This is a genomic window from Amycolatopsis sp., from assembly GCF_035276945.1.
Lineage (GTDB): Bacteria > Actinomycetota > Actinomycetes > Mycobacteriales > Pseudonocardiaceae > Amycolatopsis_E.
This window is the reverse complement of sequence record NZ_DATELF010000003.1, coordinates 93,459-110,872: the sequence shown is the minus strand read 5'-3', so window position 1 is coordinate 110,872 and position 17,414 is coordinate 93,459. Positions and strand designations below refer to the sequence as shown.

The window sequence follows — 17,414 nt, the reverse complement described above, 5'->3', positions numbered from 1 at the left end:
TGGGACTCGCGTTGGGGTCAGGTGCGGTAGGGGTGGGTGGCGCGGGCCTCGCGGAGGGTGAAGCCCCACCAGGCGAGCTGGTCGAGCATGGTCTTCGCGGCGGCGTTGGGGCCATCCGGGTTCAGCAGCCGGCCGCTGTCGTTGAACTGGCCCCACACACCGTGGAAGCTGACCGTGTCGCGGATCGTGACGGCGTGCAGTTCGGCGAAGACGACGCGCAGGTGTTCCACGGCGCGCAGGCCTCCCGCGAGCCCGCCGTAGGACACGAACCCCACCGGCTTGGCCTGCCACTCGGTGTAATGCCAGTCGATCACGGTCTTCAGTGACGCTGGGAAACTGTGGTTGTATTCGGGCGTCACCACGACGAAGGCGTCGGCGGCCTCGAGCCGCTCGGTCACCGCCGTGACCTCCGGTGTGGGCGCCTTGCTCAGCTCGCCGGGCAGCCGGGCTTCGGCCAGGTCGATCACGTCGACGTCCATGCCGTCGTGCTGCCGGGCCTGCCCGGCGAGCCAGTTCGCCACCACGGGCCCGAACCGGCCTTCCCGCGTGCTGCCCACGATCACCGCGAGGTTCAGATTCTCATCGTTCATGGTTAGGAGGATGGAACCTCGACGTTACTTGATGTCAAGGCCATGTGACGGGCGACATGCTCCCGGTGATACCTGGCCGTGTCGACCTCGTCGAGCAGGGGAAACGCGAAATCCGGGTAGGGGATCCGGTTCTCGGCATTGCCGTGGACGGCGATCCGGTACCGCCCGAACCGGTCACCTTCGCGGCCGAAGTCACCCGAAGGGCTGACAAGAGCAGGCCCAGGCCTTTCGCGAGCCAAGAAAGCGCTTACCTCAGCCACAAAAGAACCGACGTAAAGGGGAATGACGACCGGACCGCCGCGATCGATCATGCCCCAAAACGCCGGAGGCACCCACGACCGGAATCCCCTGGCGGCGCAGGGCGGGCACGAGGATCCGGCCGCGCCCGTCGACCCCTGATCTGGGCGAGAAATAACACGGGAACCGGCTTCGCCCGATTCCCGTTCGAGGAGCGAAGCCAGGGGGTAAGTTGGCTTCCGGTCAAGGTCGAGCGGGGAGAGGGGCGGGGTGCCATGGCCCGGGAGGCCGTGGGGCGGATGGGCGAACTCGTGCACGCCACGCGTGGCGAGGACGGCCCCGGGGAGGTCAAGATCAGGTTCCGGGGTGGCTTGGAATACTTCCTGGCCTGGTCCGACCAGCCACTCCCGGCCGGCACGTCGGTGCTGGTCGTGGAATCCCGTGGTGCCCGGAACGTCGACGTCGTGCCCTGGTCCGAGCCATTCGGCGAATACCAGGGAGACCGAAAGTGAGTCAGCCGGCACAACCGCCGACCGACCTACGTTTGGGACTCCACGACGCTTTCGGCTGGGTTAGTAGCTATCGGCACAGTGGAGGCAAGAATGTTCGGTTATCGCGTTCCGGCGCCCGATGAGGCGATGCTCATCTCGGGCGGGAAGTCCAGCCGGGAGGGCACCCCGTTCCGGGTGGTGGTCGGGCACGGCACGTTCGTCCTGCCGGTCTTCCGGAAAGTCCGGTTCCTCACCCTGGCCATGGCGGAGGCCGAGGTTTCCGAGGTGTGCGTGACCAAGCAGGGGATCGCGCTCACCGTCCGTGCGGTCATCGCGTTCAAGGTCGGCAACGACGAGGAGAGCATCGTCAACGCCGCGCAACGGTTCCTGTCGTCGCAGGACGAGATGTCCGTGCTGACCGGCCGGATCTTCTCCGGGCATCTGCGCTCGATCATCGGCTCGATGACGGTCGAAGAGATCGTGACCGAGCGGCAGAAGCTGGCCACCGAGGTGCTCGACGGTTCGAAAGCCGAAATGGCCAAGATCGGGCTCAGCGTGGACTCGCTGCAGATCCAGTCGATCGACGACATGAAGCTCGGCTACATCGCCGCGATGGCGGCCCCGCACAACGCCGCCATCCAGCGGGAGGCGCAGATCGCCCAGGCGCAGGCCAACCAGGCGGCCGCCGAGGCGGAGCAGGAGTCCCAGCGCCGCCAGGCGGAGTACGCCAGGCAAACGGCAGTCGTCCAGGCCCAGTACAAGGCCGAAGTGGACCGCGCGCAGGCGGAGGCGTCCCAGGCCGGCCCGCTGGCCCAGGCACAGGCCCAGCGCGAGGTCATCGCGATGCAGACCGAGTTGGCGCAGCGCGAGGCCGAACTGCGCCAGCAGCAACTCGTCGCCGAGGTCATCAAGCCCGCGGACGCCGACGCCGAACGGGTACGCATCCTCGCGCAGGCCGACGCGGAGAAGATGCGGATCCAGGCCGAGGCCGCCGCCTCGCACAACCGGGTCGCGCTCGACCGGATGCTGATCGATCAGCTTCCGCTGATCGTCCGGGAGGCGGCGCAGGGCCTGTCGGGCGCGAACGTCAACATCCTGAACGGTGCCGACGGGCTCGGTGAACTCGCGTCCGGCCTGGTCAGCCAGGGCATGGCGATCCTCGACTCGGTGAAGAAGGGCATGAACGGCGGCGAGCCGGAGAACCGCGGCGAACTCGAAGGCTGAGCACTCAGCCTTCGAGGCGGTCCCGCGCCAGGCCCATGGCTTCGGCGAGGGGAGTGGTGCCGCGGGCGCGGGCGGCGGCGAGTAGCTCGTCCACAGTGGACTCGATCGCCGCCACCCGCGCCAGTGCCTGGTCGTGCGTCAGGCGCTCGACCTCGCGGCCAAGGGTATAGACCACACCGCCCGCGCTCGCCACGAAGTCCGGAATCCACACCACGCCCCGGCGGGCCAGCTCGTCGGCCACTGCTTCGAGGGTGAGCTGGTTGTTCGCCGGGCCGACGATGAGCGGGAACTCGGTGTCGAGGCCCACCACCCCGCCGACCCCGGCGGGGACGAGGATGTCCGCGGACGTACTCAGCGCCTCGGTGGGCTCGACCCAGCCGAGCCCCCATTCCTCGGCCAGAGCGCGCTTCCGATCGTCTACATCGGACACCAGGACCTTGGCGCCCGCCGCGGCGAGATGGCGGGCCAAGTAGGTGCCGACCGAGCCGAGACCGCTGATCACGACGGTCCGGGCCGCGAGCGAGTCGTCGCCGAACACGGCCCGCGTACCCGCGCGCAAGGCGGCCAGCACGCCGAGCGCGGTGGGGCCGCTCGACGATCCCGTGCCGCCCTGGTCTTCGGGCAGGCAGAACACGTGTGGAGTCCAGCGGCGCAGAACGGCCATGTCGGCAGGCCCGGTGCCGACGTCCGGTCCCGCGAGATACGAGCCGTCCAGGTCGGCGATGAACTCGCCGAGGTCGGCAAGCGCGGCCTCCCGAGCGTCACCGATGATGGCGCCGTCCGCCACGAGCACGCTTTTCCCGCCGCCGAAGGGCAGGTTCGCCGCCGCGCACTTGTACGTCATCGCCTCCGACAACCGAAGCGCGTCCTCGACGCCGTCGCGCCAGTCGTCGTATCTCCGCAACCGCACCCCGCCCACGGCCGGGCCCAGCACGCGGGAATGCGCGGCGATCACCATCGTCAGGCCGGATCGGCGGCCCCGCCGGATTGCCACCTCTTCGTGGTCCATGCCCGAAAGCTAGGCTGATGACCGAGGGATCGACCGTTCAGCCGAACGAAATTCGGTCTGTCAGGTGGGAAAAGGAACGTGGACGAACTTGATTCGGCGATCGTCCGGCAGTTGCAGGAGGACGCGCGGCAGTCCAACCGGGACATCGCGCGCAAGGTCGGGATCGCGCCCTCGACCTGCCTCGAGCGCATCCGGCTGCTGCGCGCCCGCGGGGTGATCCGCGGCTACCACGCCGACATCGACCTGGCCGCGCTGAACCGCGGTGTCCAGGCGATCGTGGCCGTGCAGGTGCGGCCGTTGAACCGGGACGTTGTGGCGGCGTTCGAGGAATCGGTGGCGGCGATGCCCGAGGTGCTTTCGGTGTACACGATGGCCGGCAGCGACGACTTCCTCGTGCACGTCACCGTACAGGACATCGACCACCTGCACGCGTTCCTGCTCGACCGGTTCACCAGCCGCCGCGAAATCGTCGGCTTCCGCACCTCGATCATCTTCCAGCACCTGAGCAGACAAGTGCTGGAACCGCTCCCGCCAGTGACCACTCGTACCGGGAAGGTACCGGGATCCGAATGACAGGCGTGGCGGCCGTTCCCACGTTCCGCAACGGCGTGCCGGGCGGTGAGACGGTCGACATCAGCACCGGCGGGGACGTGACGCGACTGGTCGAGTTGCTGGCCCAGCCGTGGGCCGACCCGGGCAGCCTCCGGTGACTTTCAGGATTCCGGGTCCGGCGAGAGGGCGGCGAAGAGGGTCGACCAGTCGGGCTCGGTGGACTCCGGGTCGTCGTAGAGTTCGAAGGTCTTGCCCGAAGCCGACGGGTCGAACAGCGCGGCCACGACCGCCTTGGCCACGGCCTCCCGGCTGATGCGGCCCTCGCCGGTGTCGCCTTGCTCGACACGCACGCCGTCGGTGCCCACGTCATGCAGCCAGCTCGCCCGCACGATCGTGTACTGCGCGCCACTGGTCCGCAGCGCCTGCTCACCGCGGGCGCGCGCCGCGATGCGGTCGGCCATCTCGGGATGTTCGGAGGCCCGGGTCAGGTAGATCTGCGAAACCAGGACCACCGGGATGTCCTCGTGGGCGGCGATTCCGGCGACCGCGGCGACCCCGGCGTGCATCACCGCCTCGGCCTCGTCCGGGTCTTTCGGCGGTTCGACGGTGATCACGATGCCGTCCGCGCCGGCGAACACCGCGGGGTCCACCCGGCCGGCGAGGTCGAGTGTCACGGTTTCCTCACCTTCGGGGTCGCGGCTGGCCACGATCACCCGGTGGCCGTCCTTGGTGAGCCGTTCGGTGATGCGCCGGCCCGTCCGGCCGGCGCCACCGACCACGATGAAGGTGCTCATCGGTCCTCCCCGATAGCTGGATTGGAACAGGATCCACCCATGCCCGATCATGGTCAAACGGAGGCCCGCAAACGGTTCCCGCTGTTCAGGCCGGTTGCGTGGGGCGGGGTATCTGCGCGTTCCCGGATAGCGACGCCTCGTGCGAACCGGGTCCGTTGAAGGCCGTCGTGGGCTGGCCGATGGGCAGGGGCTACCGGACGTGGCGGCGCAGGTCGGGGAGGGCGGGCCGGAGACCCTCGGCGGCCTGCGGCAGCCGCGGACCGTGCGGCTCGGCCGCGGCCAGGCGGTAGCACGCGAGCAGGCGCAGGCCGCTCCACTCCTTGGCGGTCCACCCGGCCGGCTGCTCGGGCGCCCGCCAACCCGACGACACCGCCTCGGTCCACACGTCATGGGCGTGGCCCGCGATCAGTATCAGGTCGCTGACCGGCTCGGCCCGCTCGACCATTTCGTCCTCGACCCGCACGGCGTCGTGCACCGCGGACAGGTGCCGCTCGAAGACGGGCCACAGGGCGGGATCCCAGGCCAGCGCATGCCAGCCTGGTTCCAACTGCCCGGCCATGCCGCGCAGCCAGCGGCGCGCGGAGCGTTCAGCCAGGAAGTCCGCCCAATGCACTCTTCGATGATGAGCCTGCTACTCCCGTCGCGCTACCCGGGGTCACCTGTCCGGATCAACTACCTTCCGTACCCCGCGCGGCGCAGGGCGTCGGCGAGGGCACCGCCGCCCCCGGACCCGCCGGAGTCACGGCGCCGCTGCTGCTGCCCGCCGCCCTTGCGCTGGCCCTGCTGGCGGCCGCCACCACCCCCGGCGGCGGGCTTTCCGGCCGTCGGCTCGTCGTCCAGGCGCAGGGTGAGCGAGATCCGCTTGCGCGGGATGTCCACCTCCAGCACCTTGACCTTGACGATGTCGCCCGGCTTGACCACGTCGCGCGGGTCCTTGACGAAGTTCTTCGACATCGCCGACACGTGCACGAGACCGTCCTGGTGCACGCCGATGTCGACGAACGCGCCGAACGCCGCCACGTTGGTCACCACGCCCTCCAGCCGCATGCCCGGCTCGAGGTCGCCGAGCTTCTCCACGCCCTCGGCGAAGGTCGCGGTCTTGAACGCCGGGCGCGGGTCGCGGCCGGGCTTCTCCAACTCGGCGAGGATGTCGGTGACGGTCGGCAGGCCGAACTGCTCGTCCACGAACCGGCCGGCCTCGAGCGACTTGAGCACCCGCGTGTTGCCGATCATCTCCCGCAGGTCCTTGCCGGTCGAGGCGAGGATCCGGCGCACGACGGGGTAGGCCTCGGGGTGCACGCTGGAGGAGTCGAGCGGGTCGTCGCCACCGGGGATGCGCAGGAAGCCCGCGCACTGCTCGAACGCCTTCGGCCCCAGCCGCGGCACCTCCTTGAGCACCCCACGGGAGCGAAACGGCCCGTGCTGGTCGCGGTGGCTGACGATGTTCTCGGCCAGCCCGGAGGTGATCCCGGAAACCCGGGTCAGGAGCGGGGCCGAGGCGGTGTTGACATCCACCCCGACGGCGTTCACACAGTCCTCGACCACCGCGTCGAGCGAGCGGGACAGCGACACCTCGGACACGTCGTGCTGGTACTGCCCGACACCGATCGACTTCGGGTCGATCTTGACCAGCTCCGCCAGCGGGTCCTGCAGGCGGCGGGCGATCGACACCGCGCCGCGCAGCGACACGTCCAGCTCGGGCAGCTCCTGCGAAGCGAAGGCCGACGCCGAGTACACCGAAGCGCCCGCCTCGGACACCACGGCCTTGGTGAGCCTCAGCTCGGGGTGCTTCTTGATCAGCTCGATGGCCAGCTTGTCGGTCTCGCGGGAGGCGGTGCCGTTGCCGATCGCGATCAGGTCGACCTTGTGCTCGGCGGCGAGCTTCGCCAGCGCCGCGATCGACTCGTCCCACCGGTTGGCCGGCTGGTGCGGGTAGATCGTGTGGGTGGCCACCACCTTGCCGGTCGCGTCCACCACGGCGACCTTCACGCCCGTGCGGAAGCCGGGGTCGAGGCCCATCGTGGCGCGGGTGCCCGCGGGTGCGGCCAGCAGCAGGTCACGGAGGTTGGCGGCGAACACGCGCACCGCGTCGTCCTCGGCCTTCTGGCGCAACCGCAGCCGCAGGTCGATGCCCAGGTGCAGGAGGATCTTGGTGCGCCAAGCCCAGCGAACGGTGTCGAGCAGCCATTTGTCGGCCGGGCGGCGTTGATCGGCGATACCGAAACGCTGCGCGATCCGTTGCTCGTATTCACTCGGGCCGACGCGCGGTTCCACCGCTGTGTCCGAGCCTTCGGCGCCGGCGGGCGCGTCGGGCTCGATGGTGAGGTCGAGGACCTCCTCCTTCTCGCCGCGGAACATCGCGAGCACCCGGTGCGAGGGCATCTTGGTGAAGGGCTCGGAGAAGTGGAAGTAGTCGGAGAACTTCGCGCCCTCGGTTTCCTTGCCGGAGCGCACCTTCGAGGCCAGCCGGCCCTGCGACCACATCTTCTCGCGCAGCTCGCCGATGAGGTCGGCGTCCTCACCGAACCGCTCGACCAGGATCGCCCGCGCACCGTCCAGCGCGGCCTGAGGGTCGGCGACGCCCTTCTCCGCGTCCACGAACACCGCCGCCGCGGCCAGCGGCTCGGTCGACGGGTCGTTCAGCAGGTCGTCGGCCAGCGGTTCGAGGCCCGCCTCCCGCGCGATCTGCGCCTTGGTCCGCCGTTTCGGCTTGTAGGGCAGGTAGATGTCCTCCAGCCGCGCCTTGGTGTCCGCGGCCATGATCTGGTCCGTCAGCTCGTCGGTGAGCTTGCCCTGGCCGGAGATCGACTCCAGGATCGCTTCGCGCCGCTCGTCGAGCTCACGCAGGTAGCGCAGCCGGTCCTCGAGCGTGCGCAGCTGCGCGTCGTCGAGCATCCCGGTGACTTCCTTGCGGTAGCGCGCGATGAACGGCACGGTCGAGCCGCCGTCGAGGAGTTCGACGGCCGCCTTCACCTGCCCTTCGCGCACGCCGAGCTCCTCGGCGATCCTCCGCTCGATCGACACAACGTTCCTCACTGATCACTCCCTGCTCCAAGCCGGCCTGTGCATTCTGCACTCGGACTTGTGTAGTAACCAAAAGGGGTCTCCCAGCGACTCGTCAGTATCTTGTCGTCATCTGCTCGTCTCGGTCGGTTGGGTGCTTCATGGACGGCTCGCAAAGAGCGGAACGCTCGGTGCGGGTCACCCTGCACTGCCAGCGGGTGACGGTCGAGTTGCCCGACGGCAAGCGGGCGACGCTGTCCTATCCGGGGGTCCTGCTCGCCGCGTACGAGGACGGGGAGAAGGTTCACGAGAAATGGGTGCCGCTCGGGGCGGAGTCCTCCCAGGCCGACGACGAGCGGCTGATCGAGGCTCTGCACGAAGCGTTCCTCTGGCAGAACGGGGAGCACCCGTGGTGATATTGTCAGGGTGAGCATCGACATCTTCGATCCGCGGGTGTTCTCGCGAGGGCTGCCGCACGAGGCGTTCCGGCGGTTACGTGACACGGAGCCGGTGTCCTGGCAGGAGGAACACGAGGTCCTCGACTGGCCCGCCGGGCCGGGCTACTGGGCGATCACCCGCTATGCCGACGTCAAACACGTGTTGCGCACCCCGGAGATCTTCTCGTCCTGGCTCGGCGCGACGCAGATCCGCGATCCCGAGCCGGACGACCTGGCGTTCATCCGCCGCATGATCCTCAACATGGACCCGCCCGACCATCAGCGGTTACGCAGGATCGTCTCCGGCGTCTTCACCCGGCGCCGGTTGGCACAGTTCGCCGACCGGATCGCCGACCGCGCCAGGGAACTGCTCGCCGCGGTTGCCCCACGCGGACACTGCGACCTGCCGGTGGAGGTCACCGACGACTATCCGCTGATGAATCTCGCCGACCTGCTCGGCGTGCCGCCCGCCGACCGGGGCCTGCTGCTCGGGTGGACCAACCGGGTCATCGGGTACCAGGATCCCGAGCACGCCGAGGTGGTTCGCGGGCCCGACGGGAAGCCGATCAACCCGCGGTCTCCCGCGATGCTCTCCGACATGTTCGCCTACGCGCAACAACTCGCGGCGGAGAAACGGAAACATCCGGCCGACGATCTGATGACCGCACTGGTGCACGCCTCGGTCGACGGGCGCGCGCTCGACGATGCCGAACTGGAAATGTTCTTCTTCCTCGTGGTGATCGCGGGCAACGACACCGTCCGGAGCGCTTTGCCCGGTGGGGTGCTCGCGCTGGCCGAACATCCCGAGCAGTACCGCAGGCTGCGGCGGCGTCCGGAACTGCTGCCGGCCGCGATCGAGGAGATGCTGCGCTGGCACCCACCCGTGCTCACGTTCCGCCGCACCGCGGCCCGGGACACCGAACTGTCCGGGCAGCGCGTCCGGGCCGGCGACAAGGTGGTCGTCTATTTCGCGTCGGCGCATTTCGACGAGCGCGCCTTTCCCGATCCGTCCACTTTCGACATCGCGCGGGAGCCCAACGACCATCTCGCCTTCGGGCAGGGACCGCATCTGTGTCTCGGCGCGCAGTTCGGCAGGATCCAGTTGCAGGTCTTCTTCCGGGAATTCCTGGCGCAGTTGCCCGAAGTGCGGATCGACGGCGAAGCCCGGCACCTGACCTCCAACTTCATCAATGGGATCACCCACCTCCCGCTACGTTGGTAGCCCGTGCGCGAGCGACCGCTGATTCCGCTGCTGGTGGCGTTGACCGTGGTCACCGGCCTGGTGGACGCGGCGAGCTATCTCGGTCTCGGGCACGTGTTCGTGGCGAACCAGACCGGGAACGTGGTCCTGCTCGGTTTCGCCGTGGGCGACGCCGCGGCCGGGTTGTCCGTGCCCGCCTCCTTGTCCGCGCTGGTGTCCTTTCTGCTCGGCGCGCTGGCCGGGCGGCGGCTGCCGCACCATCGGGTGCTCGCGCTGGGGGCGGCCGTCGAGTGTGTGCTCTTCGCGGGGGCTCTTGCCGCTGTGCTCCTGCGGCTCACCGGGTACTTCGCGATTGTCCCGTTGGGACTCGCCATGGGGTTGCAGAACGCCCTGGTGCGCAGGCTCGGTGTGCCGCATTTGAACACGACCGTGCTCACCTCGACGATGACCGCGCTGATGGTCGAGCCGGCGCTCGGCCAGGGTGGGCGTGCCGGGCGCAGGCTCGTCTCGGTGGTCGCCATGTTCGCGGGCGCGGTGATCGGCGGGCTGCTGGTCACTTTCGCGCACCTCGCGGTCACCATCGGGCTCGCGTCACTCGTGCTCGCCGCCGTCAGCGTTTCCGCCTGTGCGCTCACGAGAACGGAGTGATTTCGACCCCGGCCTGGATCAGCCCTTCGCGGACGCGGCGCGCGATTTCCACCGCCCCCGGCGTGTCCCCGTGCACGCACAGCGAGTGCGGTTCGACCTTGACCGCACTGCCGTCGACCGCCGTCACCGTGCCCTCGGTCGCCATTCGTACGCTGCGGCGCACCACCTCGCCGGGATCGTGCACCACCGCGCCGGGGAGCCGTCGCGACACGAGCGTTCCCTCGGGGGTATAGGCGCGGTCGGCGAACGCCTCGTGAACCGGGGTCAGCCCGGCGGCTTCGGCCTGCTTCAGCCACTCGGAACCGGGAAGCCCGAGCACCGGCAGGCTCGCGTCGTAGCGCTTGACCGCGTCCACGACCGCCGCGGCCTGCTCGGCGTGCGTGACGATCGCGTTGTAGAGCGCGCCGTGTGGCTTCACGTAGCTGACCCGGGTACCGGCGATGCGGGCGAACGCGTCGAGCGCGCCGATCTGGTAGATCACGTCGTTGACCAGCTCGGCCGGGTCCATGTCGATGAACCGGCGGCCGAAGCCGGCCAGGTCCCGATAACCGACCTGCGCCCCGACCCGCACGCCCCGCGCGGTGGCCAGCTCGGTGACGCGGCGCAGCACGCTCGGGTCGCCCGCGTGGAAGCCGCAGGCCACGTTCGCGCTGGTCACGATGTCGAGCAGGGCGTCGTCCTGGGTCAACGGCCATACCCCGAAGCCTTCACCGAGATCGCTGTTCAGGTCGATCAACGTCTTCGCTCCACGGTCCGTTCCGGCGTGCTCCTGGAGCCTATTCGACCGTGGGCGCGATCTTTACCGAACCCGAACAAAGCTCTCACGGCCTTCGAACCCGGGTCGGCCAGCCTCTGCGATGTCCAAGCCGAAGACTTTCGAAGGAGCTGGCAATGCGTTTCAGCGTGTGGGGTCGGCGGGCGGCCATCGCGGGTTGTGGCGTCGCGGCGATGCTGGCGGTCATGCCCGTCGCGTCCGCCGACACCACGGATCCGGCGACACCTGGCTACGCGCCGATCACCCTCAGCCCGCAGGAGGCGCAGCAGCTGTGCGCCGACCTGCTGCCCAGGCTCGCCAACCGCACCACCAAACTGGTCGATCGGATCAACGGTGGCGCGGACGAGCGGGGATCGGTGGCGTGGTTGAAGGCACGCGCCCAGACCCAGCGGACCAAGGGCCACGACCAGATCGCCGACCAACTGGACCAGCGCGCGCAGCGGCGGGCGGACCGGGCGAACGACCTCAAATCGATCCAACAGCGGCTGGACACCTTCAGGACCAACCACTGCAAGGTGACCTCGTGACCACCCGCGGGACGGTCGCTGCCGTGGCGGTGCTGCTCGCTCTTTCCTTCGGCGCCTCGGCCTGCCGTGGCCAAACCGCCCAGCCCGCGCCGTCTTCACAAGGCGCGTCACAGGAGCTGAATGACATCAAGACCACATTGGACGCCATCGACTCGGAGATGGCGGGCGACGGCTCGGGCTGACAAGATGCCCCGGATGGCTGAATCTCCCGCGTCCCGCGGTCTCGTCCTGGTCGTCGAGGACGAGACCGCGATCGCCGAGCTCATCGCGCTGTACCTGCGGCGCGACGGGTTCGGTGTGCACGTCGAGTCGGACGGCGAGGCCGCGCTGGCCGCGGTGCGCAAGCTCAAGCCCGTCGCCGTGGTGCTCGACATCGGCCTTTCGGGAAGCGGGTCCGGAGGCTTGCCCCCAGGCAGGGTCTGGGGATCGCACCCCCAGGCAACCCTGGACGGGATCGAGGTGTGCCGGACCATGCGGGCCGCCGGAGACTGGACGCCCGTGCTGTTCGTCACCGCCCGCGACGAGGAAGTGGACCGGCTGCTCGGGCTGGAGCTCGGGGCCGACGACTACGTGACCAAGCCGTTCAGCCCGCGTGAGCTGGCGGCCAGGGTGCGGACGGTGTTGCGGCGGGGCGCGGGGAGCCCGCAGGCCGAGGTGCTGTCGGCGGGCGCGGTCCGGCTGGACGTGGCCCGGCGGCGGGCGTGGGCGGGCGATCGCGAGGTCGTGCTCACTTCGACCGAGTTCGACCTGCTCGCCCAGTTGCTGCGGCAGCCGGGGCGGGTTTTCGAGCGCGGGCAGTTGCTGAGCTCGGTGTGGGGTTATCACGCCGAGGCCGGGACCCGCACGGTCGACGTCCACATCGCACAGCTGCGGGCGAAACTCGGGCCTGACAGTCCGATCAGGACAGTTCGCGGGGTGGGCTACGCGGCGGACGCCGGATGAGGCGGTCCTCGCTGGCCGCGCGGATCACGGCCGTCTGTCTCGTCGTCGCCGCGGTCGCGGCGATCGTGGCAGGGGTCGTCGCGGTGAGCCTCGTGCGGCGGACGGGACAGGACGTGCTGCGGCGGTCCTTGTCCGCCCAGGCCGACGTGCTGGCCGGCCAGGTCGACGAGACCGGGCTGGGTTCCCGGCTCGGCTTGACCAAGGTCGCGCAGGTGGTGCGTGGGCAGGGGATCTCCGTGGTGACCGCCCGGCCGCGCGGCGCGCTCGCGGGCGATCCCAACGCGGTGCTGGCCGCGGCCGACGCCGGGTTGACGCGGCTCGGCCAAGGGGGGTCGATCTCGGTCGCCAAGACCATCGCGGGGCAGGAGTACCTGGTCGAGGCTCGCGGCGTGAACGGTGGCGCGTTCGCACTCGTCGAGCCGGTGCAGATGGCCGCGACCACCCAGCGCGTGCTCGTGCGCAACGTCCTGTTCGCGCTCGCGGCGGGGCTGCTGGTCGCCGCGGTCGCCGGTCTCCTGCTGGGGAGGCTGCTGGCCCGCCCGCTGCGGCGCACGGCGGGGGTCGCGGCCACCATGCGTCAGGGCCGCCGGGACCTGCGTGCCCCCGTCGAAGGCCCGGCCGAGGTCGCCGAGGTGGCCACCGCCGTCAACGAACTGGCCGCCGCTTTGCAGCACAGTGAGTCACGCCAGCGGGAGTTCCTGCTCTCGGTTTCGCATGAGCTGCGGACTCCGCTCACCGCCGTGCACGGCTTCGCCGAATCGCTGGCGGACGGCGTGGTCACCGGTGAGGACGCCCGCCGGGCAGGGCAGACCATCCAGCGGGAGTCGCAACGGCTCGACCGGCTCGTCAGCGACCTCCTCGACCTGGCCAGGCTGGGCGCCGACGAGTTCCGGCTCGACCTGGCCGAGATCGACCTGGCCGACACCGTCCGTGCGAGCGCCGAGGTATGGCACGCGCGGTGTGCACGGGAAGGCGTGCGGTTCCAGGTGGAGCTGCCGCCCGGTCCGGTGCGTGGCGTGGCCGACGCGCGCCGGTTGCGGCAGGTCCTCGACGGCCTGTGCGAGAACGCCCTTCGCGTCACGCCGCCCGGCGCCCCGATCACACTCGGGTTGACCGCCCCCGCCGTCCTCCAGGTGCGGGACGGCGGCCCAGGTCTCGCCCCGGAGGACTACGCGGTCGCTTTCGAGAGGGGTGTGCTCAACGCGAAGTACCGCGGCAAGCGACCGGTTGGTTCCGGAGTCGGTCTCGCGCTCGCCCACGGCCTGGCCACCCGCATGGGCGGCGCCATCACTGCGGGCCCCGCGCCCGAAGGCGGTGCGGCCTTCACCATCACGCTTCGGCCGGTGACCTGAGCCGCCGTGCTCGACGGGTGTCCTCGCGCGGCCCAACTCAGTCTTCGAGGTCGCCTTCGGTACGGAGGTAGACCTCGCGGAGTTGGGCGAGCAGGTCGGGGTCGGGGTCGGACCACAGGCCGCGGTCGGCGGCCTCGGTGAGACGCTCGATGATGCCGCGCAAGGCCCAGGGGTTGGACTTCGCCAAGAAATCCTGGTTCTGCCGGTCCAGCACGTACGACCGGGAAAGCTGCTCGTACATCCAGTCGTCGACCACGCCGGCTGTCGCGTCGAAGCCGAACAGGTAGTCCACTGTGGCCGCCAGCTCGAAGGCGCCCTTGTAGCCGTGCCGGCGCATCGCCGCCAGCCAGCGCGGATTCACCACGCGGGCACGGAAAACGCGGGCGGTCTCCTCGGACAGGCTCCGCGTGCGCACGGCGTCGGGACTCGTCGAGTCGCCCACATAGGACGCGGGCGCGCGGCCGGTGAGCGCCCGGGTGAAGGCGATCATGCCGCCGTGGTACTGGAAATAGTCGTCCGAGTCGGCGATGTCGTGCTCGCGGGTGTCGGTGTTCTTCGCGGCGACGGCGATCCTCGAGTACGAGTTTTCCATGTCCGCGCGCGCCGGTTCACCGTCGAGGTCGCGGCCGTAGGCGTAGCCGCCCCACGTCGCGTACACCTCGGCCAGGTCGGCGTCGTCGCGCCAGTTGCCGGAGTCCATCAGCGGCAGCAGTCCGGCCCCGTAGGCGCCGGGTTTCGAGCCGAAAATACGGGTCGTGGCACGGCGTTCGTTTCCGTGCGCGGCGAGGTCGGCCCGCGTGTGCGCCCGGACGAAGTTCTCCGACTCCGGCTCGTCGAGCCCGGCGACCAGCCGCACCGCGTCGTCGAGCAGGTCGATGACATGCGGGAAGGCGTCCCGGAAGAATCCGCTGATCCGGACGGTCACGTCGATCCGGGGCCTGCCGAGTTCGGCGAGCGCAACGGGCTCCAGGCCGGTGACCCGCCGGGAAGCCTCGTCCCACACCGGTTGCACGCCCAGCAGCGCGAGCACTTCCGCGGCGTCGTCGCCCGAGGTTCGCATGGCCGAGGTGCCCCACACCGACAGGCCCACCGAACGCGGCCATTCTCCGGTGTCCTCGCGATAGCGCCGCAGCAGCGAGTCCGCCAGCGCCTGCCCGGTTTCCCAGGCGAGCCTGCTCGGGATGGCCTTGGGGTCCACGGTGTAGAAGTTCCGGCCGGTCGGCAGCACGTTGACCAGGCCGCGCAGCGGTGACCCACTCGGTCCGGCCGGGATGTACCCGCCGTCGAGCGCGTGCAGCACCGCGTCGATTTCCCCGCGCGTGCCCGCCAGGCGCGGCACGATCTCCTCGGCCGCGAACCGGAGCACCCGTGCCACGGCTTCGTCGCCGGTGACCCCGGGAATGGCTTCCACCGACCAGCCGCCCGCCTCCATGGCTTCGACCAGCGACCGGGCCGACCGCTCGACAGCGTCCACTTCGGACAGCGTGGCGTTCTCCCCGAGGCCCAGCGCGGAACGCAGACCGGGCACGGCACCGGCCTGCCCGCCCCACATCTGCTGCGCGCGCAACATCGCCAGCACCAGGTTGACCCGCGCCTCGCCGGCCGGCGCCTCGCCGAGCACGTGCAGGCCGTCCCGGATCTGCGCGTCCTTGACCTCGCACAGCCAGCCGTCGATGTGCAGCAGGAAGTCGTCGAACTCGGCGTCGTGCGGCCGTTCGCCGACCCCGAGGTCGTGGTCCAGCTTCGCGGCCTGGATCAGCGTCCAGATCTGCGCGCGGATGGCGGGCAGCTTCGCCGGGTCCATTGCGGCGATGTTGGCGTGCTCGTCGAGTAACTGCTCGAGCCGCGCGAGGTCGCCATAGCTCTCGGCGCGGGCCATCGGCGGGATGAGGTGGTCGACGATCGTGGCGTGCGCACGTCGCTTGGCTTGCGCGCCTTCGCCGGGGTCGTTGATCAGGAACGGGTAGATCAGCGGAAGATCACCCAGCACGGCGTCCGGCGCGCACGACGCCGAAAGGCCGGCTGTCTTGCCCGGCAGCCACTCCAACGAACCGTGCTTGCCCAGGTGCACCACCGCGTGCGCGCCGAACTCGTGTTCCAGCCAGCGGTAGGCGGCGAGATAATGGTGGCTCGGTGGCAGGTCCGGATTGTGGTAGATCGCCACGGGATTCTCCCCGAACCCGCGCGGCGGCTGGATCATCAGCACCACGTTTCCGGCTCGCAGGCACGCCAGCACGATGTCGCCGCCGTCCACATAGAGCTCGCCCGGTGGCGGCCCCCAGTGCTGTTCCATGTCCGCGCGCAGGTCCTCGGGAAGCGTGGCGAACCATGTGCGGTAGGTCTCGGCCGGAACCCGGACCGGATTGCCGGCCAGCTGGTCTTCGGTCAGCCATTCCGGATCCTGCCCCCCGGCCGCGATGAGCGCGTGGATCAGCTCGTCGCCGTCCTGCGATGCCAAGCCGGGGAACGGTTTCGGCCCGAGGTCGTACCCGAGCTCGGCCATCCGGCACAGCAGTTTCACCGCCGAGGCCGGGGTGTCGAGGCCGACCGCGTTGCCGACCCTGGCGTGTTTCGTCGGATACGCCGAGAGCATCAACGCGACCCGCCGTTCGGCGGGCGGGGTGTGGCGCAGGCGCGCGTGCGCGAGCGCGATCCCGGCGACCCGTGCCGCACGCTCGCGGTCGGGGACATAACGGGGAAGACCGTCGTCTACTTCCTTGAAGGAGAACGGGACTGTGATGAGCCGCCCGTCGAACTCCGGCACCGCCATCTGGTTCCCGGCGTCCAAAGGGGACAGTCCTTCGTCGCCGGCCCGCCAGGTCTCGCGGTCACTGGTCAGGCAGAGCGCCTGCAGGACGGGCACGTCCAGCGCGGCGAGTTCGGCCACGTCCCATGCCGCGTCATCGCCACCGCCACCGGCGGTGGACGGCCGGGTCCCGCCCGCGGCGAGCACGGTGACCAGCAGCGCGTCGGCCCTGGCCAGTTCGGCCATCATTTCCGGCTCCCGTGACCGCAGGGACGCGCAGTAGACCGGCAGCGCCCGGCCACCGGCGTCCTCGATGGCGTCCGACAGTGCCTCGACGAAGGCCGTGTTCCCGGCGAGGTGGTGAGCGCGGTAGTAGAGAATCGCGATGACGGGCCTTTGCCGCGGTACCGTGCTTCGCCGTGGAGTGACCGCAGCGCGAAGCGCTTCCGTCGGGGGGCGTACGAGGACGCCCCAGAGCGGCTGCGGCGCGGGCGGGTCGAAGCCGTCCCCGGTGAGCAGCAGGGTGTCGGACAGGAACCGGTACAGCTGGGTGAGGTTGTCCGGACCGCCCTGCGCCAGGTACGCGTGCGCCTCGGTGGCGATGCCCGCCGGGACGGTCGAGAGGCTCATCAGCTCGGCGTTCTCCGTCTGCTCGCCGCCGAGGACCACCACGTGCCCCCCGTGCGCGAGGACCGTGTCGAGCCCCTGCTGCCACGTCCTCGCCGAGCCCAGGATCCGGACCACGACGATGTCCACACCGTCCAGCAGGGTCGGTAACTCGCCGAGCTCGAGCCGGGACGGGTTGGCCATCCGGTAACCCGCCCCGGACGCGCGCGCGCTCAGCAGGTCGGTGTCCGAAGTGGACAGCAGCAGGATCGTCACGCTT

General features: G+C 70.1%; 19 protein-coding genes. 11 read left to right on the top strand and 8 right to left on the bottom strand.

Translation table 11 applies throughout. From position 1 onward, the window contains the following. Positions 1–17: 17 nt before the first annotated feature. Positions 18–590: an NAD(P)H-dependent oxidoreductase gene (locus VJT49_RS00600; RefSeq protein ID WP_324161994.1), complete on the bottom strand. Its 573-nt coding sequence runs from the start codon at positions 588–590 to the stop codon at positions 18–20. A 2-nt stretch (positions 591–592) separates the two neighbouring features. Next, on the bottom strand, positions 593–901 hold the full coding sequence (locus VJT49_RS00595; RefSeq protein WP_324161992.1) for a hypothetical protein: 309 nt from the start codon (positions 899–901) through the stop codon (positions 593–595). 201 nt (positions 902–1,102) lie between these two features. On the opposite strand from VJT49_RS00595, the gene VJT49_RS00590 reads away from it, so the two are divergent. Both VJT49_RS00590 and VJT49_RS00585 read left to right on the top strand, forming a co-directional pair. Continuing rightward, positions 1,103–1,339, top strand: coding sequence for a hypothetical protein (locus VJT49_RS00590; RefSeq protein ID WP_324161990.1), 237 nt, complete (start codon positions 1,103–1,105; stop codon positions 1,337–1,339). A gap of 90 nt (positions 1,340–1,429) precedes the next feature. Further along, on the top strand, positions 1,430–2,542 hold the full coding sequence (locus VJT49_RS00585; protein WP_324161988.1) for an SPFH domain-containing protein: 1,113 nt from the start codon (positions 1,430–1,432) through the stop codon (positions 2,540–2,542). A gap of 4 nt (positions 2,543–2,546) precedes the next feature. On the opposite strand, the gene VJT49_RS00580 is transcribed toward VJT49_RS00585, so the two are convergent. Next, positions 2,547–3,551, bottom strand: coding sequence for a Glu/Leu/Phe/Val dehydrogenase dimerization domain-containing protein (locus VJT49_RS00580; protein ID WP_324161987.1), 1,005 nt, complete (start codon positions 3,549–3,551; stop codon positions 2,547–2,549). Between the two features lie 78 nt (positions 3,552–3,629). On the opposite strand from VJT49_RS00580, the gene VJT49_RS00575 reads away from it, so the two are divergent. After that, positions 3,630–4,124, top strand: coding sequence for an Lrp/AsnC family transcriptional regulator (locus VJT49_RS00575; RefSeq protein WP_324161985.1), 495 nt, complete (start codon positions 3,630–3,632; stop codon positions 4,122–4,124). Next, a complete protein-coding gene (locus tag VJT49_RS00570) occupies positions 4,121–4,261 on the top strand; it encodes a hypothetical protein (RefSeq protein WP_324161983.1) in 141 nt (46 codons plus the stop codon). Before VJT49_RS00575 ends, VJT49_RS00570 begins: the two co-directional genes overlap by 4 nt. 3 nt (positions 4,262–4,264) lie before the next feature. On the opposite strand, the gene VJT49_RS00565 is transcribed toward VJT49_RS00570, so the two are convergent. The 3 genes from VJT49_RS00565 to VJT49_RS00555 form a co-directional block, all read right to left on the bottom strand. After that, entirely contained in the window at positions 4,265–4,897 is a 633-nt protein-coding gene (locus tag VJT49_RS00565) for an SDR family oxidoreductase (RefSeq protein WP_324161981.1), read from the bottom strand. A gap of 190 nt (positions 4,898–5,087) precedes the next feature. Then, positions 5,088–5,510, bottom strand: a complete 423-nt coding sequence (locus VJT49_RS00560) for a DUF6401 family natural product biosynthesis protein (protein ID WP_324161979.1) — start codon at positions 5,508–5,510, stop codon at positions 5,088–5,090. A 59-nt stretch (positions 5,511–5,569) separates the two neighbouring features. After that, the gene (locus VJT49_RS00555; protein ID WP_324161977.1) at positions 5,570–7,933 is read right to left on the bottom strand and encodes a Tex family protein; all 2,364 of its coding nucleotides are present in this window, start codon (positions 7,931–7,933) and stop codon (positions 5,570–5,572) included. Between the two features lie 128 nt (positions 7,934–8,061). Here VJT49_RS00555 and VJT49_RS00550 point away from each other — a divergent pair, with 128 nt between their 5' ends. Genes VJT49_RS00550 through VJT49_RS00540 form a run of 3 tightly spaced genes read left to right on the top strand, consistent with a single transcriptional unit; the run spans position 8,062 to position 10,186 of the window. Beyond that, entirely contained in the window at positions 8,062–8,316 is a 255-nt protein-coding gene (locus VJT49_RS00550) for a hypothetical protein (RefSeq protein WP_324161975.1), read from the top strand. 10 nt (positions 8,317–8,326) lie between these two features. Continuing rightward, complete coding sequence (locus VJT49_RS00545) at positions 8,327–9,559, top strand: cytochrome P450 (protein ID WP_414635762.1); 1,233 nt, start codon at positions 8,327–8,329, stop codon at positions 9,557–9,559. A 3-nt stretch (positions 9,560–9,562) separates the two neighbouring features. Beyond that, complete coding sequence (locus VJT49_RS00540; RefSeq protein ID WP_324161974.1) at positions 9,563–10,186, top strand: YoaK family protein; 624 nt, start codon at positions 9,563–9,565, stop codon at positions 10,184–10,186. Here the strand turns inward: VJT49_RS00540 and VJT49_RS00535 are convergent. After that, positions 10,170–10,919, bottom strand: coding sequence for a 5-oxoprolinase subunit PxpA (locus VJT49_RS00535; RefSeq protein WP_324162038.1), 750 nt, complete (start codon positions 10,917–10,919; stop codon positions 10,170–10,172). The genes VJT49_RS00540 and VJT49_RS00535 overlap by 17 nt on opposite strands. 158 nt (positions 10,920–11,077) lie before the next feature. Between VJT49_RS00535 and VJT49_RS00530 the strand changes: the two genes are divergently transcribed. From VJT49_RS00530 to VJT49_RS00515, 4 genes are read left to right on the top strand one after another with little or no spacing between them, the layout of a single operon-like run. Continuing rightward, positions 11,078–11,488 (top strand): hypothetical protein, encoded by a 411-nt coding sequence (locus VJT49_RS00530; RefSeq protein WP_324161972.1) that lies wholly within the window; start codon positions 11,078–11,080, stop codon positions 11,486–11,488. Further along, positions 11,485–11,670 (top strand): hypothetical protein, encoded by a 186-nt coding sequence (locus VJT49_RS00525; RefSeq protein WP_324161971.1) that lies wholly within the window; start codon positions 11,485–11,487, stop codon positions 11,668–11,670. The genes VJT49_RS00530 and VJT49_RS00525 overlap by 4 nt, the downstream gene beginning before the upstream one ends. Before the next feature lie 13 nt (positions 11,671–11,683). Further along, positions 11,684–12,430: a response regulator transcription factor gene (locus VJT49_RS00520; protein WP_324161969.1), complete on the top strand. Its 747-nt coding sequence runs from the start codon at positions 11,684–11,686 to the stop codon at positions 12,428–12,430. Further along, on the top strand, positions 12,427–13,782 hold the full coding sequence (locus VJT49_RS00515) for a HAMP domain-containing sensor histidine kinase (RefSeq protein ID WP_324161967.1): 1,356 nt from the start codon (positions 12,427–12,429) through the stop codon (positions 13,780–13,782). Before VJT49_RS00520 ends, VJT49_RS00515 begins: the two co-directional genes overlap by 4 nt. 37 nt (positions 13,783–13,819) lie before the next feature. On the opposite strand, the gene cobN is transcribed toward VJT49_RS00515, so the two are convergent. Further along, positions 13,820–17,410, bottom strand: coding sequence for a cobaltochelatase subunit CobN (gene cobN, locus VJT49_RS00510; protein ID WP_324161965.1), 3,591 nt, complete (start codon positions 17,408–17,410; stop codon positions 13,820–13,822). Between the last annotated feature and the right edge of the window lie 4 nt (positions 17,411–17,414).